Annotated in this window: 26 protein-coding genes; 13 read left to right on the top strand and 13 right to left on the bottom strand. The window is 63.6% G+C overall.

Annotation, left to right across the window (positions count from 1 at the left end):
* The first annotated feature begins 149 nt into the window (after nucleotides 1-149).
* On the top strand, nucleotides 150-1,064 hold the full coding sequence (locus MF606_RS02900; RefSeq protein WP_275693119.1) for a sugar kinase: 915 nt from the start codon (nucleotides 150-152) through the stop codon (nucleotides 1,062-1,064).
* Between the two features lie 176 nt (nucleotides 1,065-1,240).
* Here MF606_RS02900 and MF606_RS02895 read toward each other — a convergent pair whose 3' ends face one another.
* The 3 genes from MF606_RS02895 to MF606_RS02885 form a co-directional block, all read right to left on the bottom strand.
* Nucleotides 1,241-1,783 carry a DUF924 family protein gene (locus MF606_RS02895; RefSeq protein ID WP_240232150.1) on the bottom strand — a complete coding sequence of 181 codons (543 nt, stop codon included), beginning with the start codon at nucleotides 1,781-1,783 and terminating at the stop codon, nucleotides 1,241-1,243.
* 9 nt (nucleotides 1,784-1,792) lie between these two features.
* Nucleotides 1,793-2,794 carry a zinc-binding alcohol dehydrogenase family protein gene (locus MF606_RS02890; RefSeq protein ID WP_240232149.1) on the bottom strand — a complete coding sequence of 334 codons (1,002 nt, stop codon included), beginning with the start codon at nucleotides 2,792-2,794 and terminating at the stop codon, nucleotides 1,793-1,795.
* A gap of 199 nt (nucleotides 2,795-2,993) precedes the next feature.
* Nucleotides 2,994-3,917: a VOC family protein gene (locus MF606_RS02885; RefSeq protein WP_240232148.1), complete on the bottom strand. Its 924-nt coding sequence runs from the start codon at nucleotides 3,915-3,917 to the stop codon at nucleotides 2,994-2,996.
* A gap of 344 nt (nucleotides 3,918-4,261) precedes the next feature.
* Between MF606_RS02885 and MF606_RS02880 the strand changes: the two genes are divergently transcribed.
* From MF606_RS02880 to MF606_RS02870, 3 genes are read left to right on the top strand one after another with little or no spacing between them, the layout of a single operon-like run.
* Nucleotides 4,262-5,416: a glycosyltransferase family protein gene (locus tag MF606_RS02880; protein ID WP_240232147.1), complete on the top strand. Its 1,155-nt coding sequence runs from the start codon at nucleotides 4,262-4,264 to the stop codon at nucleotides 5,414-5,416.
* The gene (locus tag MF606_RS02875) at nucleotides 5,413-6,432 is read left to right on the top strand and encodes a glycosyltransferase family 2 protein (protein ID WP_240232146.1); all 1,020 of its coding nucleotides are present in this window, start codon (nucleotides 5,413-5,415) and stop codon (nucleotides 6,430-6,432) included. The genes MF606_RS02880 and MF606_RS02875 overlap by 4 nt, the downstream gene beginning before the upstream one ends.
* Nucleotides 6,429-7,334, top strand: a complete 906-nt coding sequence (locus MF606_RS02870) for a glycosyltransferase family 2 protein (RefSeq protein ID WP_240232145.1) — start codon at nucleotides 6,429-6,431, stop codon at nucleotides 7,332-7,334. The genes MF606_RS02875 and MF606_RS02870 overlap by 4 nt, the downstream gene beginning before the upstream one ends.
* A gap of 6 nt (nucleotides 7,335-7,340) precedes the next feature.
* Here the strand turns inward: MF606_RS02870 and galU are convergent, their stop codons facing one another.
* The gene (gene galU, locus MF606_RS02865) at nucleotides 7,341-8,252 is read right to left on the bottom strand and encodes a UTP--glucose-1-phosphate uridylyltransferase GalU (RefSeq protein WP_240232144.1); all 912 of its coding nucleotides are present in this window, start codon (nucleotides 8,250-8,252) and stop codon (nucleotides 7,341-7,343) included.
* A gap of 533 nt (nucleotides 8,253-8,785) precedes the next feature.
* On the opposite strand from galU, the gene MF606_RS02860 reads away from it, so the two are divergent.
* From MF606_RS02860 to MF606_RS02825, 8 genes are all read left to right on the top strand, one after another.
* Nucleotides 8,786-8,956 (top strand): hypothetical protein, encoded by a 171-nt coding sequence (locus MF606_RS02860; protein WP_240232143.1) that lies wholly within the window; start codon nucleotides 8,786-8,788, stop codon nucleotides 8,954-8,956.
* A gap of 351 nt (nucleotides 8,957-9,307) precedes the next feature.
* Entirely contained in the window at nucleotides 9,308-9,979 is a 672-nt protein-coding gene (locus MF606_RS02855; protein ID WP_240232142.1) for a sugar transferase, read from the top strand.
* Nucleotides 9,980-9,991: 12 nt separating this feature from the next.
* Entirely contained in the window at nucleotides 9,992-10,384 is a 393-nt protein-coding gene (locus MF606_RS02850; protein ID WP_240232141.1) for a hypothetical protein, read from the top strand.
* A gap of 78 nt (nucleotides 10,385-10,462) precedes the next feature.
* Entirely contained in the window at nucleotides 10,463-11,425 is a 963-nt protein-coding gene (locus tag MF606_RS02845) for a glycosyltransferase family 2 protein (RefSeq protein ID WP_240232140.1), read from the top strand.
* Complete coding sequence (locus MF606_RS02840) at nucleotides 11,422-12,636, top strand: O-antigen ligase family protein (protein ID WP_240232139.1); 1,215 nt, start codon at nucleotides 11,422-11,424, stop codon at nucleotides 12,634-12,636. Before MF606_RS02845 ends, MF606_RS02840 begins: the two co-directional genes overlap by 4 nt.
* Nucleotides 12,633-13,667 carry a glycosyltransferase family 2 protein gene (locus MF606_RS02835; protein ID WP_240232138.1) on the top strand — a complete coding sequence of 345 codons (1,035 nt, stop codon included), beginning with the start codon at nucleotides 12,633-12,635 and terminating at the stop codon, nucleotides 13,665-13,667. The genes MF606_RS02840 and MF606_RS02835 overlap by 4 nt, the downstream gene beginning before the upstream one ends.
* Nucleotides 13,664-14,515 (top strand): galactosyl transferase, encoded by an 852-nt coding sequence (locus MF606_RS02830; RefSeq protein ID WP_240232137.1) that lies wholly within the window; start codon nucleotides 13,664-13,666, stop codon nucleotides 14,513-14,515. Before MF606_RS02835 ends, MF606_RS02830 begins: the two co-directional genes overlap by 4 nt.
* Nucleotides 14,516-14,557: 42 nt before the next feature.
* Nucleotides 14,558-16,045: a lipopolysaccharide biosynthesis protein gene (locus tag MF606_RS02825; RefSeq protein WP_240232136.1), complete on the top strand. Its 1,488-nt coding sequence runs from the start codon at nucleotides 14,558-14,560 to the stop codon at nucleotides 16,043-16,045.
* Nucleotides 16,046-16,049: 4 nt separating this feature from the next.
* Here MF606_RS02825 and MF606_RS02820 read toward each other — a convergent pair whose 3' ends face one another.
* The 8 genes from MF606_RS02820 to MF606_RS02785 all read right to left on the bottom strand — a co-directional run bounded on the left by MF606_RS02820 (nucleotide 16,050) and on the right by MF606_RS02785 (nucleotide 22,969).
* Nucleotides 16,050-16,952 carry a polysaccharide pyruvyl transferase family protein gene (locus MF606_RS02820; RefSeq protein ID WP_240232135.1) on the bottom strand — a complete coding sequence of 301 codons (903 nt, stop codon included), beginning with the start codon at nucleotides 16,950-16,952 and terminating at the stop codon, nucleotides 16,050-16,052.
* Nucleotides 16,953-17,013: 61 nt separating this feature from the next.
* On the bottom strand, nucleotides 17,014-17,820 hold the full coding sequence (locus MF606_RS02815; RefSeq protein ID WP_240232134.1) for a family 16 glycosylhydrolase: 807 nt from the start codon (nucleotides 17,818-17,820) through the stop codon (nucleotides 17,014-17,016).
* 35 nt (nucleotides 17,821-17,855) lie between these two features.
* Entirely contained in the window at nucleotides 17,856-19,097 is a 1,242-nt protein-coding gene (locus MF606_RS02810) for a polysaccharide biosynthesis/export family protein (protein ID WP_240232133.1), read from the bottom strand.
* A gap of 163 nt (nucleotides 19,098-19,260) precedes the next feature.
* Nucleotides 19,261-20,163 (bottom strand): phosphoenolpyruvate carboxykinase (ATP), encoded by a 903-nt coding sequence (locus MF606_RS02805; protein ID WP_240232132.1) that lies wholly within the window; start codon nucleotides 20,161-20,163, stop codon nucleotides 19,261-19,263.
* Nucleotides 20,150-22,027 carry an asparagine synthase-related protein gene (locus tag MF606_RS02800; protein ID WP_240232131.1) on the bottom strand — a complete coding sequence of 626 codons (1,878 nt, stop codon included), beginning with the start codon at nucleotides 22,025-22,027 and terminating at the stop codon, nucleotides 20,150-20,152. Before MF606_RS02800 ends, MF606_RS02805 begins: the two co-directional genes overlap by 14 nt.
* Nucleotides 22,024-22,476, bottom strand: coding sequence for a lasso peptide biosynthesis B2 protein (locus tag MF606_RS02795; protein ID WP_240232130.1), 453 nt, complete (start codon nucleotides 22,474-22,476; stop codon nucleotides 22,024-22,026). The genes MF606_RS02800 and MF606_RS02795 overlap by 4 nt, the downstream gene beginning before the upstream one ends.
* Nucleotides 22,445-22,756 (bottom strand): PqqD family protein, encoded by a 312-nt coding sequence (locus MF606_RS02790; protein ID WP_240232129.1) that lies wholly within the window; start codon nucleotides 22,754-22,756, stop codon nucleotides 22,445-22,447. Before MF606_RS02790 ends, MF606_RS02795 begins: the two co-directional genes overlap by 32 nt.
* Before the next feature lie 69 nt (nucleotides 22,757-22,825).
* Nucleotides 22,826-22,969 carry a lasso RiPP family leader peptide-containing protein gene (locus tag MF606_RS02785; RefSeq protein ID WP_240232128.1) on the bottom strand — a complete coding sequence of 48 codons (144 nt, stop codon included), beginning with the start codon at nucleotides 22,967-22,969 and terminating at the stop codon, nucleotides 22,826-22,828.
* Between the two features lie 224 nt (nucleotides 22,970-23,193).
* Between MF606_RS02785 and MF606_RS02780 the strand changes: the two genes are divergently transcribed.
* Nucleotides 23,194-24,267 (top strand): nucleotidyltransferase family protein, encoded by a 1,074-nt coding sequence (locus MF606_RS02780; protein ID WP_240232127.1) that lies wholly within the window; start codon nucleotides 23,194-23,196, stop codon nucleotides 24,265-24,267.
* 15 nt (nucleotides 24,268-24,282) lie between these two features.
* On the opposite strand, the gene MF606_RS02775 is transcribed toward MF606_RS02780, so the two are convergent.
* Nucleotides 24,283-26,658 (bottom strand): AAA family ATPase, encoded by a 2,376-nt coding sequence (locus tag MF606_RS02775; RefSeq protein ID WP_240232126.1) that lies wholly within the window; start codon nucleotides 26,656-26,658, stop codon nucleotides 24,283-24,285.
* Between the last annotated feature and the right edge of the window lie 88 nt (nucleotides 26,659-26,746).

The raw sequence follows: 26,746 nt of genomic DNA, 5'->3' as shown, positions 1-26,746 counted from the left end.
TGGAAGATTGAATGACGCCGTGCTTTCGTCTAGCACGGCGTCATCCCCGCGAAAGCGGGAATCTCCCTATGCTGTGCGATTGCACGGGGATTCCCGCTTGCGCGGGAATGACGCGGTGGTTAAGCGAGTTCGGGGTCGGAGGATAGGATTTGGCACAGCAGCGCTTCGTCAGCATTGGTGAATGCATGATCGAAATGAGCGGCGGCGAAGACCGCAATTATCGCCTCGGCTATGCCGGCGATACGCTCAATACCGCCTGGTATATGCGCGCGCTGCTCGGCAAGGATTGGTCGGTCGACTATTTCACCGGGCTTGGCGAGGATCGCTACTCCAATGACATCAAGGCGTTTCTCGACGCCAATAATATTGGGACCAGCCATATCCGAACCGTTCCAGGTCGGCGTCCGGGCCTCTACATGATCCATCAGGACAAGGGCGATCGGCACTTCACCTATTGGCGCGATACCTCCGCTGCCAAGCTCCTCGCCGACGACAAGGATGCGCTGGCGGCGGCCGTCAAAGGCGCCAGCATGGTCTACTTCTCCGGCATTACGCTGGCGATTCTCCTGCCGCGGGCGCGCGGTCGTCTGCTCGGCGCTATCGTCAAGGCGCGCGATGCCGGTGCGCGGATCGTGTTCGATACCAATATCCGGCCGGCGCTATGGACCAGCCCGCGCGTGATGACGTCAGTACTGACCGCTGCCGCGACGCTGTGCGACGTGGTGCTGCCGACCCATACCGATGAAGCGCCGCTGTTTGGCGACAAGTCGGTCGAAGACACGGCTGACCGTTATCTCGAACTGGGGGTCGAGGAAGTGGTGGTCAAGGACGGCGCGGGGGATGCGCTGATCGCCACGGCGACCGAGCGGGTGAAGGTCGGACCCAAGCCCGGTGCCAAGGTGGTGGATGCCACTGGGGCGGGTGACAGTTTCAACGGGGCGTATCTGTCGGCGCGGTTGGCCGGGAAGTCACTTCGTGAGGCGGCCGAGGCGGCGCATCGGGTGGCTGGGGTCGTCATCGGGCAGAAGGGTGCGTTGGTCGATCCGAAGTTGTTGGTGACGTAGGCACTGCCTCTCCGCACCTGCAGTCGCTTCCTCAGGACTTGATCCCGGGGGTCTTTCGTCGCTTGTACCGTGTTGCGAATGACCCGCGGATCAGGTCCGCGGGAGCGCCAGTGGTTGGGGAAGGGCCCCTCACCCGGCGCTGCGCGCCGACCTCTCCCCCGAAGGGAGAGGTGAAGTCAAAACACCCGGTCTTTCTGCTCTTCCATATAGGCCAGTTCCTCGGCCGTGCTCTGCCGGCCCAGCGCCTTGTTGCGGAAGGGGAAGCGGCCGAACTGGGCGATGCAGTCGCGGTGGCCGGTCATGAATTTCATCATCTCTTCGCCAAACTGGGCGAAGTGCTTGCAGCCCTCCTCCTGGATCACCAGCGACTCGGCATGCATGAAGGGCATGAAGAGGAACATGCGCCGCTCCATCGGAATAGCTTCGTCGGCACCTGCGGCTATGGCCTCCTGCGCCAGCGCCACCGCCATCTTGTCCTGAGCAAAGGCCTCGGCCGAGCCGCGGTGCAATTGGCGGCTGAACTGGTCGAGCACGATGATCTCGGCCAGCCGCCCCTCGGGTGTCCTACGCCATTGCCAAGCCTCGCCGAGGGCCACCTTGGGGTGGGTTTCAGCAAATTCGACCGCAAGCGCGTGATCGAACTCGGCCTTGCCGTCGAACCAATCGTCCTTGCCGTGCTCGACGAACCAGAAGCGGATGACGTCTTCGGCGGTGCGCATGGGAAACTCCTAAACCGTGATGATCGCCTTGATCAGCCCGGTGCGGTCATGGGCCCATTTCGGCAGATTCGTGGGCACATCATCAAAGCTCGTGGCATGCGTTGCAAGCCGGTCGGTGGGCACGCTGCCATTGCGGATCGAGGCCATGACGTGGTCGAAATCTTCCTTGGTGGCGTTGCGGGAGGCGCGGATGGTCAGCTCGCGCTTGTGGATTTCAGGATCTTCCCATGCCAGCGTGCCCTTGACCACGCCGACCAACGTCAGCGCACCGCCATTGCGGCAATAGCCAACCGCCTGGTTCATGGCGGGAATGGCGCCGGTCGCATCGAATACGGCGTCGAAACCGGTCGCCATCTTGGCCTTGAACGTGGCACCGTCGCGCTCGTCCAAAGCGGCGGCGCCAAAGCCGAAGCCACGGGCCGCATCGAGCTTGTCGGTAGCGGCATCGAGAATGGTCACGTCGGCACCGGCAATGCTGGCGAAGAAGGCGACGCCGAGCCCGATCGGTCCGCCGCCGACGACCAGCACGCGCCAGCCGGGCTTGAGCTCAGTGCGTCGCACGGCGTGGGCGCCAATGGCGAGGAATTCCACCATGGCGGCGTCGCGCAGGCTGAGGCCTTCGGCGCGGTAGAGATTGACTGCCGGCATGACGATTTCCTCGGCCATGCCGCCATCGCCATGCACGCCGATGACGGTCAGCGTCTCGCAGCAATTGGTCTTGCCCTCAAGGCAGGCGGGGCATTGATAGCAGGGCAGATAGGGATTGATGACCACAGGATCGCCGTTGGCCAAGGTGTCGGCGCCATTGGCGTCGAGCACTACGCCGCTCAACTCATGGCCCATGATGCGCGGATATTGCAGGAACGGGTGCTTGCCCTCGAAGATATGATAATCCGTGCCGCAGATGCCGATATGGCGAATACCGACGCGCACCCAGCCGGGCTTGAGCGCGGGCCGTTCGATATTGATCAGCGCCAGCTCGCCCGGCGCGGCACAAGAAATAGCCCGCATGAAAGTCCTCCGATCAGGTGGGCGGAGGACTAACATGTTAGTTGAGATGAGGGAAGCGGCTGTGTGCTGAGTGACGGCCCCGCCCGCCGGACGTCACCCTCGGGCTTGACCCGAGGGGTCTTCCTCTTGCTGCGCGCCCGGCAAAGTGAAGTGCCCTCGGGTCAAGCCCGAGGGTGACGGGCAGTGGGTGCGGGACGTATCAGCCTGCCACAAGCACCCTAATCCGGTTGCCGAACGGATCTTGCGTTTCGATACCATCCTCGAGCGCCGACACCGGCGATCCAGCCGCAGCCAACCGCGTCTTGACGCCGTCGAGCGTCGGCGCATCGGCCACCACAATGGTGAACCAGCGCAGACCTGCTGACCCGGCCGATGGCAGGGCGGCATTGGGGCCGGACCAGATGTTGAAGGCGATGGTGTGGGGCATGTAGTCGAGCCCCACGTCGCCCATGCCGAACGAGCTGATCAGCAGGAAGCCGGCAAAGCCGAGCACGTCGCGGTAGAAATCCATCGCCATGTGCAAGTCATTCACATGCACATGGACGTGGCCGATGCGCGTGCCTGATGGCATGCGCGACGCGAGGACAGGGGACGGGCCCAGTTCGGCCAACAGGCCATCAAGGTCGATCGGGTCGCGACCGGAATGCGACTTACCTTCCGTGGTGACCGCATAGGTCTGGCCCTTGTCGGGATCACCCAACGTGCCGCGCCATGGCGTCTCGAAGGTGATCTCGATGCCATTGCCGTCGAGATCCCAGAGATAGATGGCTTCGCTGACCAAATGGTCGGTCGGCGAAATCCGCACATTGCGCTGCAGCGCCCGCACGGCCATCTGCGCCAGGTCGGCGCGTTGCGGCACGTGAATGGCGACGTGATAGAGGCCGATGCTGCGCGGCACGACGGGGCGCACCGCGCCCGTTTCGAGCACGATCAGCGGCTTGCCACCGGCGCCGAGCGTCAACGCGTTGCCGATCTCTTCAATGAGATCGAGCCCAACCACGTCCTGCCAGATGGCCAGCGCCTTGGCGCGGTCGGTGACGGCGACGTGGACCGGGCCGAGACTGGTGGAGAGCGGCAAGATCGGCTTGGACTTCACGTTGGTCTGGACGGATGCATCGATCACGATGGCCTCCTGAAAGCTGTTTCGGCAGTTTGCATGGGCGGGCGTGTGCTCGTCGCCATGGCGATGCCACATCCTCCATTTAGTCCCACCAGGACCCCGGCGAAATGGGCGTTCGTCGAACAGTCTGGTCGGTGACGCACCGATCACTGCACGGTCCGGGATGGATATGCGCCTCGCGCAGACCAGCAGCCCACCTTCCCCGGATTGACCTGCCGGACCCGCCAAGCCCTACTCGGGGCCATAGTTTTGACCGAACTGAGAGGCGCGTAGCCTATGCTCTATAGTCAACACCCAGGGGCCAGACCGGCCCCGGCGCAGACCCGTTTGTCGCGCCAGGTGCCCTCGTGCTGAAGGTGCTCTACCTTACGCCCAACCTGGCCGATCCGGCCGCAGCGCGCCGCATCTCGATGATGCGGACGGGCGGCGCCGAGGTTGCCGTGGCCGGTTTCATCCGCAAAGGCGCGGCCCTGCCGAGTCTCGATGCCAGCAGCGTCATGGTGCTGGGCGAAACCGAGGATGGCCGCTTCGGACAGCGCCTGGTTGCGGTCGCCAAGGCGCTGGCTGGGATAGCCGGGCGGATGCGCGATGCCGGCGTGCCGGACGTGATCATGGCGCGGAATCTGGAAATGCTGCCGCTTGCCAATCGGCTGCGCGCCATGTGGGGCGAACGGCATCCGCTGGTCTATGAATGCCTCGATATTCACCGGCTGCTGCTGCGGCGGGACATGATCGGTTATGCCATGCGCGGGGCCGAACGCTATCTGTCGGCCAAGACTTCGCTGCTGACCACCAGTTCGCCAGGATTCCTGCGCAACTATTTCGATATCTATGGCGGGCCACCGGCGCTGATCGTCGAGAACAAGGCGCCGATCGGTGATGGGGCGCGCGGGCATAACCCTGCCCTCGCCGCGCCAGACGGTCCGATACGCATCGGCTGGTTCGGCGCCTTGCGTTGCAGCCGCTCGCTCGCGGCACTGTCTGGCCTTACACAAGAGATGGATGGTCGGATCGAAGTCGTGCTGCGCGGCCGTCCGGCCCGGACCGAGTTCGACGACTTCGACGGGCAGGTCACGGCCCAGCCGCATCTGCGCTTCGCCGGGCCCTATCGCAATCCGGATGATCTTCCCGCGATCTATTCGGACGTGCACTTCTCTTGGGCCATCGACTTCTTCGAGGCCGGGCAAAACTCGGCCTGGCTGCTGCCGAACCGCCTCTATGAGGGGTGCCTACATGGTGCGATTCCGATCGCAGTTGCGGGCACCGAGACGGCCGCCTTCCTTGAGCGGCACTGCATCGGGCTTATCATCGCCGATATCGAGCCGCAGACGCTGCGCGCCGCCCTGGGCAAGCTGGACATGGCGACCGTGAAAACCATGGCCGCCCGGGTGGCCGCCCTCGATCCGGCGCTGTTTTCCTACGGGCAGGCCGATTGCCGGGCGCTGGTCTCGCGCCTTTCCAGCCTCACGTCGAATTCTCACCTGATTACGGAGGTCGCATGACAGCGCCAGACAAGACCTGCCTGATCGTGGTTCCAACCCTGAATGAGGCCCGGCATATCGGCGGGCTGATCGAGGGCCTGCTGCCCGAGGCCGAGGCGCTTGGGGCGCTGATCGTGGTCGCCGACGGCGGCAGCCGCGACGGAACGCTCGATATCGTGGCCGAGCAGGTGCGGCACAGTCCGCTGGTGCGGCTGCTGCACAATCCCAAGCGCATCCAGAGCGCCGCGATCAACCTGGCGGTGGACCGCTTCGGCGCCGATATCGACTATGTCATTCGCATCGATGCGCATGGCGCCTATCCGGCGGACTATTGCCGGGTGCTGGTGCGCGAGGCCCAGGCCAAGGACGTGGATAGCGTCGTGGTGCCGATGAAGACGGTGGGGATGAGTCTTTTCCAGCGGGCGGTAGCGACGGCGCAGAATTCGGTGGTCGGCACCGGCGGATCGGAGCATCGCACCGGGCGGGCCGGCCGCTTCGTCAGCCATGGGCATCATGCGCTGATGAGCATTCCCGCCTATCGCGCCGTTGGCGGTTATGACGAGAGCTTCCGCCACAATGAGGATGCCGAACTCGATTTTCGGCTGACCCAGGCGGGGTTTCGCATCTGGCTCACCGATGAAACGACGATGACCTACTATCCGCGCGCGTCAGTGTCGGGCCTGTCCAAGCAGTATTTCGGCTATGGGCGCGGGCGGGCGCGAAACCTGCTCAAGCACAGGATGCGGCCGCGTCTGAGGCAGATGCTGCCGCTGGCCATTGCGCCGGCGGCCGTGCTGGCGCCGCTGGCGGTGGTGCACTGGACAGCGGCGGTGCCACTGGCACTGTGGATCGCCGCCTGCCTGGGATTGGGCATGCTCGCCGCCCTGCAGCTGTCGGATCGCTACAAGCTGCCGCCACAAGGCGCGCCGCTGGTGGGGATCAGCGCCATGATCATGCAATTTTCCTGGTCGACCGGCTTCTGGCTGCATCTGGCGCAGTCGCTGTCGCCGCGGAAAGAGGCTTTGGGCACAGCATGAGCCAGCACAGCGTCGATATCTGCATCTGCACCTTCCGCCGCGCCTTCCTCGCCGAGACATTGAAGTCGGTTGCCGGGCTCGATGCCCGGGGCCTGACGATCCGCGTAGTCGTGTCGGATAATGACGAGACCCCCAGCGCACAGGGACTGGTCGAGCGGGTCGTGGTCGATTTCCCCTTTCCGGTGACCTACCTCCACAGCCCCGCCGCCAATATCTCGATTGCCCGCAATGCCTGCCTCGACGCGGCCACGGCCGAGTTCGTTGCCTTCGTGGATGATGACGAGATCGTCTCGCCCGGCTGGCTGCGGGCTCTGCTGGATACGGCTGATGAAACCGGGGCTGGCGTGGTGCTCGGGCCGGTGCGAGCGATCTATGGCCAGTCAGCGCCGCGCTGGCTGGTGGAGGGTGACTTTCATTCGACCGGGCCGGTGCTTGTCGATGGCGCCATTCGCACCGGCTATACCTGCAACGTGCTGATGCGCTGGCAGGCGCCGCTTAGCGGCTTGCGGTTCGATCTTGCGTTGGGCAAATCGGGTGGCGAGGATACCGACTTCTTCTATCGCTACAGCGATACCGGCGGCAAAATTGCCTTTGCCGGGGATGCCTGGGTCGAGGAGCCGGTGCCGGCCAATCGCGCAGCGATGAACTGGCTGCTCAGCCGACGCCTGCGTTCGGGGCAGACCCACGGAATGCGATTGCGGGGCACGGCGGGCTTGGGAATCGGCGCCGCCAGCATTGCTGCCAGCAAGGCGCTGTATTGCCTCGCCATGGCAGCGGCCACGGCCTATTCGCCGACGCGCTGGCGCAAGAATCTGCTGCGGGGGGTGTTGCACCTGGGCGTGATCGGCGGGCTGTACGGCGCCGCACAACCCGCCCTTTACGGCCAGAACAAGCCGAGTTGACCGCTGCTATTCCGCAGCGGCCTTGGTCGGTTCGGCCATCACTTCGTCCAGGCTGAGCCGTTCGAGAGCCGCCAGGAACCCGTCGCGGATGTCGGGCCGGTCCAGCGCGTAGGCGACATTGGCGGTGAGGAAACCGATCTTGGAACCGCAATCGAAGCTCTGCCCGACATATTTCACCCCGGTGAAGGGCTGGGTGTTCATCAGCGTTTGCATGGCATCGGTGAGCTGGATTTCGCCACCGGCCCCGCGCGGCTGATCGGCCAGCAGGGCGAATATCTCGGGCTGGAGAATGTAGCGGCCGGAAATGATGAGGTTGGAGGGTGCCTCTTCCGGCCTGGGCTTTTCGACCATCTGGGTGACGCGGAAGCCATTGTCAGCGCCGGCGCCACGACCGACAACGCCATAGGATGAGACCTCGGCATGCGGCACCTCCTCGATGGCGATGACGTTGCCGGCGCTTTCCTCGTAGGCGTCCATCATCTGCTTAAGGACGCCGGGCTTGCCCTTGAACAGCATGTCGGGCAGCAAGAGGGCGAAGGGATTGTCACCCACGATATCACGGGCACACCAGACGGCGTGGCCCAGGCCCAGAGGCTCCTGCTGGCGGGTGAAGCTGGTGCGGCCAGCCGAGGGCAGGTCCTTGCGCAGCTCTTCGAGCGCCCTTGTCTTGCCGCGCAGTTCGAGCGTGGTTTCCAGCTCGAACTGGCGGTCGAAGTGATCTTCGATCACGCCCTTGCTGCGGCCGGTGACGAAAACGAAATGCTCGATTCCGGCTTCGCGGGCCTCGTCAACCGCATATTGGATCAGCGGCCGGTCGACCACTGTCAGCATCTCTTTGGGTAAAGCCTTGGTGGCAGGCAGAAAACGGGTTCCCAAACCTGCAACAGGGAAAACCGCAGTCCTAACGCGCTTGGTCACGAGGATAGCTCCTTTGATCGCCGTCAGTCGAGGCATGCGACCACAACAGGCCGTCAAAGTCTATCTTTGACGTCTGCGCTCACCGCATGGCTCCGACGCGAAAAAAGACAGATGTCGTCGGCAGGATGAGAGTTCACGATCAATCACGCGCGCGGCCGCAATGCGGCACGCAGATCGATGCTGCGCATTTGTGAATGTTTGATTACAAATGTCCTCGCCGTTGCCGCGCAGATGTCCTCAGCCTCTCATATATATTTGATTTCGTAACGGCTTTATCACTGCTACGTTGATATCCAAATATTACGAGTTGGATGAAGAGCGGACCTTCGGCATGACGGTCGCCGCAATAAGCGCGCACGCAAAAGTGGTTGAAGCGATCGTGAGTTGCTGTGTCAGCGACTCGCTTTAGTTTCGGTTTACCGATACGATTGTTTATTGCTCCGTGAGGTGGGTATGGAGCGTGTTTTTAAGACCGCACTAATTGGCCTGGCTGTAGACGACCACGAGCGGACCACTTCTATGCGGGGGGATCGATGGAACAGCAGGCAGAAAAGAAGGACATCGACGTCCAGCAGACGGCCGCCCCGCAGCGTGACGCATGGGCGCGTTGGCCGACCGGACTGATTGCCATCGCGGTGCTCGCGGTTTCCTGGTTTGGAATCTACCTGCTGTGGCGCGGTATCGCACCCTTGCTCGGACTCTGAATCGCCCCAGCGCTGCTGTTTGCACCCCAAATAATGCAGCAGCCTCAAGCGGTTGAGGCGATGATGAATCGCCTATCGCGGCACTAGTCGACAATCTAGACATTTTTGAGAGGCGTCATCGTTATGACGCTGCGGCGAGCGCATAACTGCCATGCGCTCGATCTGTTGTCATGCCCGCCCATTCATGGTTCCTTGATTGCACACGAACCTACGAATAATGCCGCTATATATGGCTATTATTTAGGCACGACCGCACGCAACGCGAGAATAGGTCGAATCAATAAAGTAAAACCGAGACCGGTACGCCGGTCGATCGAGACCAGAAACGTCCTAAAGCACGCAGGTGGCTAGATGTCGGTAATCAATTACGATCTTGATGCATCAAATTCAGCGTCCGATGTTCGTACTCCCAAAGGCGGCGCAGCGAAACGTGCGTTCGATATCAGCGTCGCGACGCTGCTTTTGTTCTGCGCCATGCCCGCGATGTTCTTCATCGTAGTGATCATGTGGTCGAGCGACCGCGGCCCGGTGCTGTTCAGTCACGAGCGCATCGGCCACAAGGGGCGGCGGTTCCGCTGCCTCAAATTCCGGTCGATGGTGACCAATTCCCAGGAAGCGCTGGCGCGCCACCTCGAATTGTTCCCTCAGGCCAAGGCCGAATGGGAGGCGAGCCAGAAACTCCGCGACGACCCGCGGATCACGCGGCTTGGCGCGTTCTTGCGCGCCACCAGCCTCGACGAACTGCCTCAGCTCATCAATGTCATTCGTGGCGACATGAGCCTGGTGGGCCCGCGCCCGATCGTGCAGGATGAAGTGGTGCGCTATGCCAGCGACATCACTGCCTATGTCAGCACCCGCCCCGGCATTACCGGCCTGTGGCAGGTCAGCGGCCGCAGCGATGTGGACTATGACCGCCGCGTGCAGCTCGACGCCCAGTATGTCCGCGAATGGTCTTTCCTTGGCGACATCGTTATCATGGTCCGCACCATCAAGGTGGTCCTGCTGCGCACCGGCAGCCGGTAAGGAGGCCATGCCATGAGCTCGATCTTTTCGGTTCGCCCGCTCTTTCGCTCCCGCAATCCGGCCCGGAACTACAATACCGATCTCGATCGCCTGATGACCATCAAGCGATCGGTGGAAGCCGGCGTGGCCAGCGCCATCTCGGAACGGGATGGCCTGCAACGCCGGGTCGACCTCTATTACGCGCAGGCCACCAACCTGCTGGATAATTCGGGCGAGTTCGGCGAGCGCTCCAGCGCCGACGAAAGCTCGATCAAGCTGGCCGAACGCAATGCCGGCCAGGCAACACAGCGGATTCGCGACGTCTCCGCCCAGATCGACAAGCTGCAGCGCGTGCTGGCCGAAGTCGAAACCCTGATCGCCGAGCTACACCCGGTAACGGACGAAGCCCAGGCGGCGTCCGGCTAGCAGCCAGCCGACCCTGCATCATCGCTACACCCGCGCCGAGAGGTTCTCATGTCGAACGACCACAGCGAGGGAGGAGACGTGCCCGCCGGAATCCGACCCATCGTGTCGGTGATCATGGCGAACCACAATGGCGCCGCCTATCTCGGCGAGGCCACCGCGTCGGTGCTTGCGCAGACGCTGGACGCGATCGAGCTCATCATTGCCGACGACGCCTCGACCGACGACAGCCTCGCCATCGTGCGATCGCTCATGGCGACCGATCCCCGCATTCGGCTGGTCGCCGCACAAAGCAACGGTGGCCCGGCCCGGACGCGCAACCGAGCCCTCGATCTGGCCCGTGGCGACTGGATCGCCATTGTCGACGCCGACGACGTGATCGCGCCGCATCGGCTGGCGCGGCTGGTGGGGGCCGGCGAAGCGCGCGGCGTGGATATCGTCGCCGATGACCTGCTCTATTTCGTCGACGGCGCCGAACCGCATGCAAGGTTGCTGCAGGACGCTATCCTGGCTGGTCCCGAACAGGTCACGCCCGAGGGCTTCATTGCCGGCAAGAGCCAGGCCGGCGGTGCGGTGGCCTTCGGCTATCTCAAGCCTCTGATCCGCCGCTCGGCGCTGGCCGGACTGCGCTATGACGAAACGCTGCGGATCGGCGAGGATTACGACCTGCTGCTGCGGCTGCTGCTTGGCGGTGCCGAGCTCTGCGTCCTGCCCGAGCCGATGTACCACTACCGCCGCCACAGCCGATCGGTCTCCCATCGCCTGTCGGTCGCGACGGTGCGCGCCATGATCGAGAGCCAGGACCGGTTCGTGGCCGGGCATGGCCCCTTCCCCGCGCGGTTGGCTCTCGCCTTCGGCCAGCGCCGCGACGCCCTCGCACGGCGGCTCGATTACGAAGAACTCGTCGACGATCTGAAGGGGCGCCGGCTGGGCGCCGCGTTCGGCGCGCTGCTCAGCCAGCCCAGCCTGTTGCTCAAGCTCGCGCGCTCGCTCAATGAACGGCTGACGCGCCGCCTTTCCCCAAGCAGAAAGGTGGCCGGATGAGCCTGTATGCGCCGGCCATGGGCCCAGCACGGGCCCCGGTCATCGAGATCAATATCGCGGCCTGCCTCACGGCCATCATTCTGGGCGTGCTGCTGCTCAACCCGCTGTTTGGCGGGCTGACGGCGCTGATCTTCCTGGGCTGCGGCGCGCTGCTGATGGTCACCAATGTGGGCCATACCATCCAGTCGCTGGCCCGGTTCTGGTACCTGCTGCTGCTTCCGGCCTATTGCGCACTGTCGACGCTGTGGTCGCAGGAGCCTTCCGAGACGCTCCGTGGCTCGATCCAGCTCGGCGCCAGCCTGGCGATCGCCATCGTCATGGCCTGTCGCGTGCCGCCACGGACGCTGGTGCGCATCCTGTTCGGCGTGTTCCTCTGCGCCATGATCGCCAGCGTGCTGTTCGGCCGGGTGCGCAACTCATCGGGCGCCTGGGTCGGCATTTTCGGCAGCAAGAACGCCTTCGCCGCCATCGTCTCGGTCTTCATCCTGACCTCGGTCGCGGCTTTGGTGGACAAGCAAGGGTCGCGATTCCAGCGGCTGGCGGCCCTCACATCGCTGCTGGTGTCCGGGCCGATCCTGCTGCTGGCGCAATCGGCCGGCGCGATCATCACCCTGGTGCCCAGTGTCGGCGCCATGCTGTTGGTGCTGGGTGGGCGGTGGCTGAGCCAGTCCCAGAAGCTGGTGCTGCTCTGCGCCATCGCCATGCTGGGTGCGGTCATCGGCCTGCTGGCGGCCGGGTATTGGACCGAGCTCATGAACCTCATGCTCAATACCACCGGCAAGGACGCCACCCTGACCGGCCGGACCGACCTGTGGGCCGTGGGCATCGACGTGATCCGTGATCATCCGCTGTTCGGCGTCGGCTATCGCGCATTCTGGATCCAGGGCTATGCACCTGCCGAAATGCTGTGGGCGCAATTCGGGATCGCCAGCCGGTCCGGATTCAACTTCCACAACACCTACATCTCGAACGCCGTGGAGATCGGGCTTCTCGGCGTGGCGATGCAGTCCGCCATGCTGTTCGGCGCCTTCTTCCTGGCGCTGCGCTGGGGGCTGCGAGCGCCTTCCCCGGCCAATGCGCTATTCTGTGGCTACCTCACCAGCGCCATTTTCGGCAGTTTCGTCGAGGTGGCCGTGTTCTTCCAGTTCAGCCTGCCCTCGATCCTGGTCGTGGCGGCGCTGGTCTATGGAGTGCGAGCATCCAGACCATGACAGACCATCAGCATCTCGTGCACATCCGCACGCCGACCTATCGCCGTCCCGAAGCCCTGACCCGGGCGCTGCGCAGCATGCAGGCGCAGACCTGGAGCCACTGGGTTTGCGACGTGTTCGACGACGATCCGGATGGTTCCGGCGAGGCGGTCGTCCGCGATCTGGGCGATGCCCGCATCGCCTACCACAAGAACGCCAGGCAGCACTTCGCATCGATGAACATCGACCAGTGCTTCAGCCGCGATAACCCCCACAATGCCGACTATTTCTGCGTGGTGGAGGACGACAACTTCATTCTCGACACCTTCATCGAAGCCAATATCGCGCTCTGCCGCGCCCAAGGCGTCGAGATCGTGCTGCGCAACCAGCTCTTCGAGCATGCCAGCGGCACCGCCGACGCCTATCTTGGCACCACGGGCGTGCTGGATGACATGTTCACCGATGGTCTCTACGACCCACAAGCCTTCCGTACCTCGCTGCTGATCGGGATCGGCGTTTCCAATGGCGGCCTGTTCTGGAGCCGCCACGTCCGGAGCGAGCTGGAAATCGGCTATGACTGCACGGCGACGCTGCAGGAATATCTGCGGACCTTCTCGATCCGAGAGCCGATCTACGTGGCCATGGAACCGCTGGCGGTGTGGGCTGAGAATGCCGAGCAGACCACGCGCAATGCCGGGCTCAATACCTCCTATGTGCGGCGCGAGATGAACCTCAAACGCAATGTGCAGCGGTTGCGGCGCGCCGTGTGGGGTGAGCTCTCAGCCGAAGCCCGCCGGGCCTATCTCGACAGCACGCGTTTTGCCGCGCCGCCGGCGATACGCGCCGAAGGACTGGTGCGATCGATGATCTGGCACCGGGCCGGCGCGCCGATCGCCCCGATCGAAGCGGCGCGCCTGGGCCTGCGGGCCGGCCTCGTCGCCGCCATTGGACGATCCGATGCGGCATTGAGCGATTTCATGGCGTCCCGCCGGGCCACAGCCAAGGCGCGACCGCCGACCGGCACGGACTATCAACCCCGAGGTGCAGCATGATCCTGGAAGCAATCGACAAGCCGCAGGTGTCCGAGACCGACGCTCCAGTCGTCACCTTCATCGTCCCAGTGCGGCATCAGGATAATTCCAAGGACTGGCCGGCGCTGATCGTCCGCCTGATGCAGACGGTGCAATCGATCGCGGCCCAGACCCATGCCTCGTGGCGCGGCCTGGTGGTCGCCAATGTCGGCGCCCAGATCCCGCCGTTGCCGCGCGGCTTCGAGGTGGTGCGCGTCACCTATCCGCCCAATCAGCTGCATGATCTAGGCGCGGGCGACAAAGAGGCCATGTATGAGGCGTTCCGCCTCGACAAAGGCCGGCGCGTGCTGTCGGGCATGATCGCGGCCGGGCAGACCGGCTATTTCATGATCGTCGATGACGACGATTTCGTCAGCCGCGATATCGTGGCGCATGCCGCGCGCAATTACGGGGCGAATGGCTGGACCATCGAGAACGGTTTCATCTGGTCGGAGGGCGGACGACTCGCGTTCCTGCACTCCCATTTCGCTACGTTCTGCGGGACGTCACATGTGATCCGTTCGGACCTCTACAGTGTGCCGGCCTCGGTTGCTGAGGCCGACGAGGACTACATCAAGACCATGCTGGGCAGCCATGTGCGCATCGAGGCCATACTCGAGGCGCAGGGATTTGCGCTTGAGCCCCTGCCCTTTCCCGGCGCGATCTATCGCGTCGGACATGCCGGGGCCCACAGCAAGTCGCGCGGGATGATCCGGAATTTCGTCATCAACAAGTCGACGCTCAGATCGCCGGCCCTGCTGCTCAACAATGTGAGCAAGCTGCGTTTTGTTTCGAGGAACTTGGCCGACGCGTTTGGAATGAGTCTCTAAGCCGGTCCCGGCGGCGCGTTGTCCGGTGTGAAAGATCAGATTTTGAGTGTTAGCAGCCAGAGTACCCCGGAGCCGCATTACGGCCATCTGAAGACCGGGCGGACGCGCGCCGCGATTGTCGGCCTGCTGTGGTCGCTGCTGAGCGGCTTCGCCCCTGCCGCGATCGGCGCGCTGGTGTTTCTGGCGACGTCACGCGCCCTCGGGCCGTCCGAATTCGGCACGGTGGCGCTCGCGGCCACGATCACCACCATTGCCAGCGCGCTGGTGCCTGTGGGGTTCGGCGATGCGCTGGTACAGCGCGCCGAGATTACCCGCGACCATCTCGATACGGTGTTCTGGCTATGCTTTGGCGTCGCCGGCACGATCTATGTCGCCGTGGTGCTGGCGGCGCTGCCGCTGGCCGATGCCTTCGGCACGCCGGAACTCAGGCTGCTGATTCCGCTATTGGGGCTGAAGGTCTTCTTCGATCTGCTCGGGGCGGTGCCGAATGCGCTGCTGACACGGGCCATGGCCTTCCACAAGCTGGCGGTGCGGACCACGATGGCCTCGCTCGCCGCTGCCGCGATCTGCATAGTATTGCTGCTGCTCGACTATGGGTTGTGGGCACTGGCTTTTTCGCAGCTGGCCTCGTCGCTGATTGCGTGCCTCGCCTCAATGCTCTCGGCGCGCTGGTGGCCGCGGCTCAGCTTCAGCATGACAGCACTGCGCGAGCTGGCGCGGTTCGGCCTGTTCTCCTCGGGGCAGCGGGCATTGCAGACCATCAACCTCGAACAGGTGCTGATCGGCTCGTTACTGGGCACGTCGCTGCTGGGTCTGTTCAGCTTCGCGCGCCGCATCTTCCAGCTGGTCAGCGATCTCATCGCCAGCCCGCTCAATGCGGTGTCCTATCCGCTGCTGTCTTCGCTGCAAAAGGAGCCGGGCAAGCTGCGGGATGCCTATATCTTTGCAACGCTGGCCTCTTCGGTGTTTTCGTTCCCGCTGTTCATCGGCATGGCCGTGGTCGCCGATGACCTGATCCCGATCGCTTTCGGCGAGCACTGGGTGGATGCGGTGGGTGCCGTGCGCGCCTTTTGCGCCATGGGCCTGCTGACCAGTGTGGGGGTGCTGCAATCCTCGCTGATCCGCAGCCAGGGCCAGGCCGGCCTGTGGCTGTTCTACATGTTGGCCCGGCAGGCGATGACCATCCTCTACATCGCCTTCTTCCACAATTGGGGGCTCGACGCGCTGGTGACGGCCCTCGCCATCCAGACCTATCTGATGTGGCTGCCGGCCGTACACATGGTGATGCGGCTGCTCAACATCAGCCTCGTCTCGTATTTCAAACCCTTCGTGGCCCCTGCCCTCGCAGCCTTGGCCATGTTCGTTGCCGTCTCGGCGATCAAGGAAGCGTTGCCGGGGGATGCGGTCATTCGCCTGCTGGCCAGCATAGGCGGCGGCGCGGTGGTCTACACCGCCGTGCTGCTGTTGACGGCGCGCAGCCAGATCAACCGCATCCTGTCGGTCGTGCTCGGCCGCAAGCGCGCGGCCTGATCGTTCAGGCTCGCGCGGCCGTGACGCTGTAATCCGCGACGAAACGGTTGACCGCAGCCAGGGCCCGGTCGGTCACATCGGCGATGGCCTGGTCGGAGCTCAGCTGAGGCTCCTCTTTGGCCAGTGCCTTGAGGTGTTGCGCCGCCCGCCAGGTGAGAATCTTGTTGGGCAGCGCCGAAAGCACGCTTTCGTTGAGCCGCCCCGACCGACCGTTCTCGCCGCCGCGGCCGGTGGCGCCGACATAGAGTTCGAGGACGCTCGAGGGCTTCAAATCATGCACGCGCAGGTCGATGGATAATGCCTCGGACCAATCGAGCCACTTCATGTGATGGCCGCGATAGATGGGCTTCACCCCGATCCAGGGCGTGCGCAAGGCATCGGCGACGATGGCGCCATGCATGGCCTCGGTGATGAGCACGCGGGCACCCTTGATCTGGCCCAAAATCTTGTCGGTGGGATCGGTTGCATCGATCAGCGTGATCCCGGCGAGCTTGCAGGCCTCGGCCCAGAAGCCACGTTCGAGGCTCTCATAGTGGGGCATGAAGGCGACATCGATGCCGGGCGTCGGGGCCGGCAGGTCCATGGTGCGGAGCAGGATGGCGCTGTCGCAGATCGCCTTCTCAGCTGGCAGGCCCAGAAAGGCCGCCGTCCGCGGACCGCGCACGAAGGCGATGTTCCAGCTGCCGTCGCTGAGGTCGGGCCGGCCCATATAACCGGCATAACCCGACCCCATCACATGCTTGCGCGCGCTGGTGGGTAGGTGGTCGCCGATGATCGAGCCGATACCGACGAACAGATCGCTCTCGTCGTCATCGAGAAAGCCCTGCGGCAGGACCGATTGCCAGACGGTGGTATTCAGCTCGTCGCCGAAATTGGGCACCTTGCCCCGGAAAAACACCAGCTTCATTTGTTCCACTTCAGCCTGGGGAGGAAGCCCTGTCGGGCGGATTTTGGCGCGGTTTGTGCCATCAGCAGGTGATGGATTGCGGGAAAAGGCAGGCCTCGCCCGGCGCGGTGTAGCCGAACCAGTCGAGCTCCATCTTGAGCGGCGCGGCCGGCGGCTCGAATGGCCCCATCCAGTCGGTCAGCGTGTCGCTGCCCCAGAGGCTGAAGAACACGTTTTGTTCGTGTGTGGGGATTTCATGCGGGGCATCCATGGTGCGGATGAGCTCGCCATCGGCATAGAATTTGATGCTCTCGGGCGCCCATACAAAGGCGTAATGGATGAAATCGCTGTCGGCGGCGTGCGGCAGATCGAGGAGTCGACCAGCGCCGTTGCCCGGTGTGCCCAGCCCGCTCTTGCCGTTGACGAAGGTCCCGGTGCTGACTTTGCTGGTGTCGCGGGCGAGAACCTCGAAGTCGATCTCGTCATGCGGCTGCTTCATGGTCGGGCCGGTATAGGTGAAGAAGGCGGCGTTGAGGCCAGACCCGGCCGGGGTCTTCAGCCGCGCTTCGTAGGTGCCGTACTTGAAGGCGGTACGGGTGCGGATTTCGCCGCAGGTGTAGTTGCGTCCGGCCATCTGGCCGGGGCCGAAACCGATCTCCAGGATGCCGTTGTTCAGCTTGACGCGGTTGTCAGCCCAGCCGCAATTCTGGTGCGTGCCATTCGCCCAACCGTCCGAGGCGTACCAGCGCACGCGGTCGAAGCGGTCGAAGTCATCGAAGAAACTGGCGCCGGCCTGCTGCGTCTGCGCGGCAGCGGGCAAGGCCGACAACACCAGCAAGGCGGCGGAACTCAGCAGGGTGAGACTCGGGGCTCGGTAACCATCGGCCATGACGGGACAACTCCTGTAGGTTTACAAAATTCGGCTCACTCTTGTGGTGGCGTGATGAGCAGCACCACCTTGACGACATCTCCAGGTTGCAAGGCCGTGACGTCGGTTGCCTCCAGTTCGGCACCGTCACGGATGATGATGTATTCGTGGTCGATCAGTTCGCTCGACGAACTGGCGCCGAGCAGCACGGCGTCGGTCATCAGCGCCTGCTGGGTCGATATCTGCGTGCGCAGATCGGCGATCTGGGCGTCGACCTCCTGGCGCTCGGTTGTCAGGTCGGCGGTGCGATCGCTATCGAGCGCCAACAGGTTCCGATCGGTATCGTTGATGTCCTTCTGCGTGCGCAGGATGGCGGTGCCGATATCGAGCAGCCTGGTTTCGAGGTCGGCCACCGATTGTTCGGTTGCCGAGACCCGGGTATTGGCCGCCAGCCCGCTGTCGGCCAGCGATTGCACCCCCGCTAGGTCTTCCTTGGCGCGCGCCAGCTGGCGTTCGACGGTTTCCTGCTTTTGCTGCAGTGTCGCCAGCTCCTGATTCAGCAGCTCGGAAAACTCGGAGAGCGAGAGTTCCTGGCCGTCGGACTTGCTGGCATTGGCATCGAGCACGGCCTGTTCGACACCGATGATCGTGCTGGCGCTTTCGAGTGATGCCAGCTCCTGGGGCACTTCCACCTGCCGCTCGCCTGCCAGTTGGGCATCAAGCCGCGCCCGCGTGGCGATCAGCCGTTGCAGCTGGCCCTGCAACACGCCGTAGGAGCCCTGGGCGGAAATCAGGTCGCGGTCGCTGCGCAGCCCCGAATTGGCCGAGGTCTTCTCACCACCGGCAAGGCTCAACGCCTTGATGACGTTTAGGCCGGGGCTATAGGCGTATTCGCCGGGGGTCTGCACATCGCCGAGCACGTAGATCGGGCCGAAAGCCACGATCGCTATGGTCACGTTGGGCGGGTTGGAAAGGCCGAAATACTGGCTGAGTTCAGCGCCGAATTCGGCCGAAAGTTCGGCCGTGCTCTTGCCGGCGGCGGCTTGTTCGCCGAGGAATGGCACGGACACCGTGCCGGTTGGACCGATTGAATATTCACCACCGACCGCCGACCATTCGCGGAAGTCGCCGGCGCCGGGCAGCCATTCGACCACCTTGATGGCGATGCGGTCCGAAATACCCAGCCGATAGGGTTCGGCGGCGAAGGCGGAACTCGTTGACGCGGCGAGATGCCAGATGACGGCCAACGCGACGCCCATGCAGCGGGCGGCAAGAGCCAGTGGTTTGCGTGTCTTCACGAGATGCTCCCGTTCTGCTTTTCCGGAGTCCGCCACAGATAGGCTGGCGTGCACGGACCGCTTGCTGGTCTGCATATTCGGTGAAGCCTAGCACCAAAGTGTGGTTTGACATTCCCGCTCAGCACAACCCAGTCCTGCGTGAGAAGGGCGGCCAAAAAGGCCATCAGGTCATCAAATCCGCCTCAATTGCCGCTATGGCGCGCGGGATGGTCTCGACTCCATTGGGGACATCGAGGATGCAGACCCTGCCGGCATTGGCCAGCTCCGCGGCGCGGCGAAAGTGCAGGCCGATGGCGCTTCCGAACCCCGCCTCGCCAAAGCGCCCCATATAGGAATAGCGCATCAGCGCCTCGAGCCCGGCCTTGGGATCCAGTGGCAGAATTGCGGCGCGTTCGCTCCGCCGCAGCACGTAAAGACGGGCCAGGGGAACCGCCTCAGCGCTGAAGCCGGTGGTGAGATTGAACTGGGATTTGTCGATCGACGGATGCAGCCGCGCCTGCCGTTCGAGGCCCTCAAGGCCGATGCCGGTGGCGGCGGTTTCCCAAAGCTTGAGCTGGCTATAGGCGGGGACGATCTTCACGCCATCGGCAAAGTCGAGCGCCACCACGTCGTCGGACAATAGCGCATGCCCGGCGGCGACGATGGCGCCCACAGTGGTGGATTTGCCCGCGCCCTTGTCACCCAGAAGGCCGACGCCATGGCCTGCGATCGATGCGGCGCTGGCATGGAGCACGAAGTGGCCGCGCCGCTGCAACAGGGTCGCCATTACTGAACCGAGCAGGGGCAGAGCGACCAGAAAGTCCGACACGTCGGGATTGGGATCGACCTCGATCAGGCTGTCGCTGGCAACCAGGAAGCCGCCAACTGTTTCCCAGCCCAGATATTGCCGATCGGGCGCAAAGTCTGTGACGGCACCGGGGGCGTCCCGCAGGGGATGAGTGATCCGGGTGCGCCGGATGACGAGGTCGGTGCCATCGGCGCGGGCGGTGCGCATCTGGGGCATTTCGATGTCGGATGCGACTGTCAGTCCAAACATCTCGTAGCGGAAAACCCTATTGGGCGGCATGGCGGCTCCGAAGCCAGAGGGACAGGAAGACGCAGCGCCAGATGATGAAGAGCTCACCGGCTTCGAGCGCCATGGGCTGGGCGATCAGCCGGTCGATGGCCGCGCGCAGCCTGATGGTATCGACATAGGCGGCAATGGGGCTGTCGCCACGCGTGAGATCGGCGAGAATGCCGGCATGGTGCTTGATCAGGCCCAATCGCATTTCCGGGCCGAAGTCGATCTTGTCGCGCCGCCACTGCACCTTGGCCGGCAGCACGTCCTGCATGGCGCGGCGCAACAAGCTGCGCGTCCAGCCATTCTGCAGGATTTCGCTCGCGGGCACGCCGAGGACAAAACTCACGACGCGCCGGTCATAGAAGGGGAAGCGCAGCTCCACGCCGGCGGCCATGGCGGCGCGATCGAGGGCCTCGAAGGATTCGCCGACTTGCGGCATCGAGACATTCCAGGCATGGAGCGCGCGCTCACTGGCCTGCGCCTGCCGCAGACGCTGCTGCCAAGCGTCGTGTCGGTCGCCAGCTTCGGTGCGGGCAGCGAAGGCCGGATCGAGGAATGCCAAGGCCGTCGAAGTCGGGGGGCCCGAAGCCCCCGCTCCCATGCGGAGCATCACTCTCTGCAACCGCCTGCCGGGGCCATAACGGGCAAAATACCGAAGAAACAGGCGGTTCGGGCTCTCGCCGAACAGTTGGGCCGCGCCCTTGAGTTCGCGATAGAGGCCGAACCAGTCCCCGCCCGCTGCCAGTTCGGAAAGCCGGCCAAAACCGTGCGAAACCACCTCGTCGCCACCGTGACCATCGAGCAAAACCCGGGTGCCGACCTGGCGGGCGGCAGCGAAGAGGCGCGCCATCTTGGGTAGGCCTGGCGCAAAGAGCAGATCGCTTTGCCCGTCCGCGAGCTGGTCGAGCCCTCGCAGTGGCGCCAGGTCGTCGAAGCTGACGAAGGTTGGGTGCAGGGCATAGGCATCGAGCACCGCCTCGACATATTGCCGCTCGTCGAGGTGCGGATTGTCCTTGTAATCGAAGGAATAGGTCCGGAGCGGCTGGTCCGGACCGCCGGCGAGCTGGCGGGCGGCGACGGCTACGATCGAGGACGAATCGAGCCCGCCACTGAGCATGGCGCCGAGCGCCTCCGTGCCCCGCAGCCGCGTCGCCACCGCTTCGCCGAAACGCTCCCGGAATATCTCGACGGCCGGCCCCTCATGCGGCTCGGCGGCATCGGCCAGCGACCAATAACGCCTGATGGCAAGCCGACCATCGCGCAGGGTAAGGCTGTGGCCGGGAGGCAGGCGGTTTGCGCCGCGATAGGCCGTCAGCTCCTGCTCGACGCCAAAGCCGATAAGGAAACCGGCTAGCCGCGTCTCCTCGATTTCTCCGCCGGGAGAAACCACGCCTGAAAGTTCGGAGGCAAACAAAAACCCGTTGGCCCCGTTGGCATAGAAGAGCGGCTTGACCCCCATCTGGTCGCGCGCACAGAACAGCGTCTGGTTGGCCTTATCCCAGATGGCAAAGGCGAAATCGCCGCAGAGATAGGAGCAGCAGTCCTCGCCCCAACGCTGGTAGGCCGCCAGTACAAGCGCGGCGTCGGAGGTCGTCGCCAACCCGTCGATGTGGAGCTCTCGCGCCAGTTCGGCGCGGTTATCAAGACGGATATCGGCGACGATCGCCGTGGGCACGTCGGCCTGATCCAGATTGCTTTCGTGAAAGCCGGTGGTGTCGCGATGCGCGTGGCAGAGATAGACGTGTCCATCGGACCAATGCGCCTCGCCATCTGGGCCGCGCGGCCGGATGGCGCGCGCCTGGCGGGCAGCGATATCTGATGGAACCGAGCGCTCGCGATCGGCGAGGATCGCGCCCGCTATTCCGCTCATTTTTGCCCGCTGCCGAAACCGGCGATCGGTGCAAAGGGTGCCAGATCGCGGACTGCACCGCCAATAACGACCCTGCCATCCACCACGACCCAGGCATGAGCGGCGAGGCCATCAGGGCCATCCCGCCTGACGCCGAGCTTCAGTTCGGAGGCGACGCTGCGGCGATGTAGTAGCGCTTGTAGCGCCAGGCCCTGGGTCAGGCAACTGGCGCCCGGCACCAGGCGAGCCATGTTGCGGGTGGACCAGGCGATCTGCTCCAGGGCATCGGGTGGCAGATGCCTGGTCAGCGTCGCGGCCGGCAGGAACCCGGCCTGAACACGGGTCAGCGAGGAAAATGTGAGCCCAAGACGTATGCGGATGAGGGTGATGACCGCCTCGGCCAGAAGCGCCGGGCCTGACGGGCCGAGGGCGATAAGCTTACGGGCCGGGTGCAGGCGTGACTTCGACAAGGTCGGCCCCCACCAGCTCATGCAACAGGGTATCGACATCCCTGGCGCAATCGGCGCGCTCGACCTCATAGATCTCAAGAACGTCGTCGACGATCTGATCCAGCGTGCGCGGGGTCTGCAAGGACTGCCAGACCACGGCGCCGACTTCGGCGAGGCTGAAATACTGGTTGCTGCGCAGGTCGAGTAGCGCGGTGCCGTCACCCAGGCTGGTGGCCATCACCGTATCGTCGGAAACGGCCCGGTAGGTCGGCATATCCGCCGGCTGCATCTGGAGTGTCATCATGCCTCCATATCAGGAGAGTTCGCTGCCGGGCGCCGTGAGACGTTCGACAGCGAACGTTGTCGTCACTTACGAGAAGGTCAGGTCGCCGAAAGGCGTTCCAACCGGGAACGTCGCGTCGAGGAACGAACCGGTGGAGGAACCCTGGGTGAGGGTTTCGACCGAGCCGTGGCGAACCAGCCGAGGGGCAGTATACGTCGATTTCTTCTTCATATTCAGCTCCATTGTAATTGTGTGATCGATCAACGTGAGAGCAACACAAGCCCTCACATTGCAAAATCTGCCCATCCCCCAAAGTTCATGTCAAGGAAGGCTGCCGCTGTTTGAGGGCAGCAACTCTTGTTCATCTGCTCCCAAATCTCTCGCGCTGAAAACGTGTATTGACATTCTTCTAGGACACGTCCTTGGGCTAACCCGGATGGATGGAGAAGAGTGGTATGAATTTCACTCCCGAGCTCGACCTAGTGCTGGCGGCGCTCCGTGGCCGATTTGTGTCCGGCGCGATGTCGTCGCCGACCCGGTCCGACCCGGCCATTGTCACTGCGGCCATGCAGATCGCGGTGCGAAACAAGCTCCTGCTCTCGCTGGCGGCGCCCCTTGCAGCCGTGATGGATCAAACGCAGATTGGCTATGTGTCAGAATACAAACTGCGCACGGTCCAGATGAATTCAGCGCTTATGCGCGAATCTGCGACACTTTGGGAAGCGATATCGAAACACAATATCGAATTTATATTCATAAAAGGACCAATTCAGCAAAAATCTATATATGATGATTTCTTCTCAAGACCATGCTCTGATGTAGATATTCTTGCAAGTGGCGAGAATTATCATAAAATATACACCATTCTGTCTTCGCTCGGGTACAACACGACATCGTCGTCGCTGTGGTGGCGCATGTTCCTGGGGGAGCAGCACCTGAGCAAGGCTGGACCACCAGCGGTAACAGTGGACCTCCATTACCGGATTCAGCAACCGGGCTCACCGGCGCCGCGGAGCACGAAAAGTTACCTTGCCAATCCCGATCATACGAGCGTCCTGGGCCGGCAATTGCCGCATCTGGCGCGCGAGGATGTTCCGGTGCTGTCGGCGATCAGCATCGTCAAGGGGCTGTTCAACCGGGAATCTGTGGGTGCGCATGTCTGCGACCTATACGCCTGCGTCAAGGCTGATGCTCCACAGCAGCTTAACACATTCTTAACCCTGGCCACCCGGCAGAACCTGCGCGGGACGGCGCTATTCGCCCTGCGCATCGTATCGGCGACCTTCGGGGCGAAATACGACGTCGCGGACGAGGTCGAGGCCATGCTGCCCGATGTTTCGGGGCCCGATCTGGTGCGAATGGCGCTAACGCCGGACGACCCTGCCCTCGTCTGGCCCAAGCGTCGTGAGGTTCTCTGGCACCTGTGCCAGAGGCGTCCCCTGAACTATGCCGGGGAAGCCGCCCGGGCGCTCGCCTCGGAGGCGGCGCTGCGCCTGTTCGAGCGGCCGGGGCCGGCGGCCAAGGATTAGCGGACTGCCCGAAGGTCAGCCCACTTTCTTGATCGGAATCTGGTAGGAGCCGGCATAGGTGCCCATGAAGCGCTCGGAGCCGCCGGGTTCGCTGAAGTTCGGCAGGTCGGCGAAATCGACCTTGTTCAGCACGACGCCCTGGATATGCGAGGCCAGCACCGGTTCCTTTTCGAGGATGGAGCGGATGAGGCGGCGCGGAGTCTTACCCCAGTTCACCACGAAGACGAATGAATCTGTCCACGGCATGATGACCAGCGCATCGACCACAGGGCCGAGCGGGGGCAGATCGATGATGACGTAATCGAACTCCTTGCGCAGTTGACCGAGCAATTGCGCCATGGCGGCCGAACCGAGGAAGTCGCGGGTATGTTCGGTCGAGGCACCCGAAACAGTAGGAAGCACCGAAAGCCCCGTGGCTTCGTCCTTGTGGATGGCCTGTCGCCAAGGCAGTCCGGCCGAGACCTGCAACAGCCCATTGGTGGCGTTGGGAGCGGCAAGCTTGCTGGCCCCACGGTGGCGGAAATCGGCATCGAGCAGCAGGACCTTGGCGCCGGAACTGGCGAGCATTTCGGCAAAGGTCACCGAGACCAGGGTCTTGCCCTCATTGGGGAGAGCCGAGACCACACCCACGACCTGGCAGACATTCTTGGCGCCATTGGCATCGATCGCCAAACGCGTCGATCGCAAAGTTTCGGTGAACGCCGTCGAGGGCGCCGACGCGGTTTGCGAGATGATCAGCTTGCGGATGGTATTGTGCAGCGCGATATCGGCCCGCTCGTCCTTGGCCTTGCCCTGCCTGGTGCGGCCGCCACGCTTGCTCAGCAAGGGCAGATAGCCGATGAAGCGCAGACCCAGCTCCTTGGTGATCTGATCGCCGATGCGGAAAGAGCGCTCGCGCGTCTCGTTGAGGAAGGCGAAGAGCACACCAAAGAACAGGCCGCCCATGGTCGCGCCGATCATGGTGAAGACGGTATTGGGCGAGGCCGCTCCGCCTGGCATTTCGGCCTCGCTGATGATGCGGGCGGTCGGGATCGGGAACGACTGGCGTTGCACCAGTTCCTCATAACGCGACAAGAACGAATTATAGAGAACGGTCAGCGCCTGCGAGCGCTGCTGCAGCTCATTGAGCTGGGCGCGGTCATTGTTGAGCGACGTGGTGCGCGAGCTCTCGGCCTCGACGCTGGCCCGCAACTCCGCCTCGCGGCGCTCGGCGATGCCGACCTGGTTGCGGTAATATTCCTGCAGGGCCTGCAGCTGGACGAAAATCTCGTTGGCGACCGCGGTCAGTTCACCCCGGAGCGCAGCAACCTGCGGATGCTCGGCGCCAAACGACTGGGTGACCTCGGCAATGCGGCGCAGGATGGCCTCGCGGCGCGTACGCAGCTCGGTCACATTATCCAGATCGACGCCATCGCCAGCCAGCACAGATGCACGGCCGGCGGCCTGCTCTGGCCCCAGCGCGATGAGGGCTTCGAGCTGGGCCGACTGGGCGCGTATCTGCGCGGTCTCCGACTGTGCCAACACCAGTTGCTGGGTCAGCGATTCGACGCGATGATTGACGACGGTGGTGTCGTCCTCCAGCGACAATCCGGTCTTCTGGCGGAAGGCGCCGATGGCCTCGGTCGCCTGCTGCTGACTGACACTGAGTTCGGCCAAGCGCTGCTGCAGCCAGTCGGCGGCAGTCCGCGAAGCGTCGAGATTGGTGTTGAGCTTGTCCTGCACCAGGGCGTTCGCGTAAGCGCGGGCAATACGATAGGCCAGTTCGCGATCGGGCGAGCGGAAACCCAGATTGAGCACGAAGCTGCGGCCGACGCGCTCGATGATCACATTGCGGCGCAGCAAGCCAGCCACGATTTCAGGTGGAAGCTCGTCATAGAGCTTGTCGGGCTCCGGCGGACGACCGGTGACCATGCCCAGGCCCTGCTTAGCCAAATCGACGAGCCGTCCGGTGAAGGATGGCGGCGGATTGAGGAAGGCGGCATCGGTAGCCAGGTTTTCCATGGCCGCCACATCATTGGCGAGCCGGGTGGAGCGCAAGACCTCCATCTGGTTGAACAGATCCGTCTCGCCGGCCGCCATCGACAGGGGATTGTCCTCGTCGGCAACCACCTGGCCCGCATTGGCGTCGATCAGGATCTGGCTGAAGGCGACATAGCTTTTCGGCGAGAGACCGAGATAGAGCAGACCGAGAAGAATACCGATCGCGGTGCCCAGGCCGAGCACGAAGACCTGCCGGCGCATGGCGGTCAGTATCTTGCCGATATTGATGAACTGGGCGTCGGAGGGGATGGCGCTTTCCAGCGACGGGCGGGGCGCAGCCGACAGGCGTTCGCCATTGGCCTGGCGTAGGCGATTGGGATGCCAATCACCGGCTAGATTGTGTTCCTGCAACGTCGAACCTCCAATTGGGTCTATCCGGACACACCTCTATTCAGGCGGTGCGACCGGCCGGCATCGGCACATATCTGCTCTTGCCCAT

Source organism: Devosia lacusdianchii, assembly GCF_022429625.1.
In the GTDB taxonomy this organism is placed as follows: Bacteria; Pseudomonadota; Alphaproteobacteria; order Rhizobiales; family Devosiaceae; genus Devosia; species Devosia lacusdianchii.
Note: the sequence above shows the minus strand (reverse complement) of the source record. Positions and strands in the feature narration are given on the sequence as shown.

Excerpts from the sequence above, each read along its gene's own strand:
- MF606_RS02860 (WP_240232143.1), top strand. The coding sequence starts at position 8,786 with ATGGAACAGCAGGCAGAAAAGAAGGACATCGACGTCCAGCAGACGGCC.
- MF606_RS02835 (WP_240232138.1), top strand. The coding sequence starts at position 12,633 with ATGACAGACCATCAGCATCTCGTGCACATCCGCACGCCGACCTATCGC.
- MF606_RS02855 (WP_240232142.1), top strand. The coding sequence starts at position 9,308 with ATGTCGGTAATCAATTACGATCTTGATGCATCAAATTCAGCGTCCGAT.
- MF606_RS02870 (WP_240232145.1), top strand. The coding sequence starts at position 6,429 with ATGAGCCAGCACAGCGTCGATATCTGCATCTGCACCTTCCGCCGCGCC.
- MF606_RS02850 (WP_240232141.1), top strand. The coding sequence starts at position 9,992 with ATGAGCTCGATCTTTTCGGTTCGCCCGCTCTTTCGCTCCCGCAATCCG.
- MF606_RS02890 (WP_240232149.1), bottom strand. The coding sequence starts at position 2,794 with ATGCGGGCTATTTCTTGTGCCGCGCCGGGCGAGCTGGCGCTGATCAAT.
- MF606_RS02790 (WP_240232129.1), bottom strand. The coding sequence starts at position 22,756 with ATGACACTCCAGATGCAGCCGGCGGATATGCCGACCTACCGGGCCGTT.
- MF606_RS02830 (WP_240232137.1), top strand. The coding sequence starts at position 13,664 with ATGATCCTGGAAGCAATCGACAAGCCGCAGGTGTCCGAGACCGACGCT.
- MF606_RS02805 (WP_240232132.1), bottom strand. The coding sequence starts at position 20,163 with ATGCCGCCCAATAGGGTTTTCCGCTACGAGATGTTTGGACTGACAGTC.
- MF606_RS02840 (WP_240232139.1), top strand. The coding sequence starts at position 11,422 with ATGAGCCTGTATGCGCCGGCCATGGGCCCAGCACGGGCCCCGGTCATC.
- MF606_RS02785 (WP_240232128.1), bottom strand. The coding sequence starts at position 22,969 with ATGAAGAAGAAATCGACGTATACTGCCCCTCGGCTGGTTCGCCACGGC.
- MF606_RS02875 (WP_240232146.1), top strand. The coding sequence starts at position 5,413 with ATGACAGCGCCAGACAAGACCTGCCTGATCGTGGTTCCAACCCTGAAT.
- MF606_RS02800 (WP_240232131.1), bottom strand. The coding sequence starts at position 22,027 with ATGAGCGGAATAGCGGGCGCGATCCTCGCCGATCGCGAGCGCTCGGTT.
- MF606_RS02780 (WP_240232127.1), top strand. The coding sequence starts at position 23,194 with ATGAATTTCACTCCCGAGCTCGACCTAGTGCTGGCGGCGCTCCGTGGC.
- MF606_RS02815 (WP_240232134.1), bottom strand. The coding sequence starts at position 17,820 with ATGGCCGATGGTTACCGAGCCCCGAGTCTCACCCTGCTGAGTTCCGCC.
- MF606_RS02820 (WP_240232135.1), bottom strand. The coding sequence starts at position 16,952 with ATGAAGCTGGTGTTTTTCCGGGGCAAGGTGCCCAATTTCGGCGACGAG.
- MF606_RS02895 (WP_240232150.1), bottom strand. The coding sequence starts at position 1,783 with ATGCGCACCGCCGAAGACGTCATCCGCTTCTGGTTCGTCGAGCACGGC.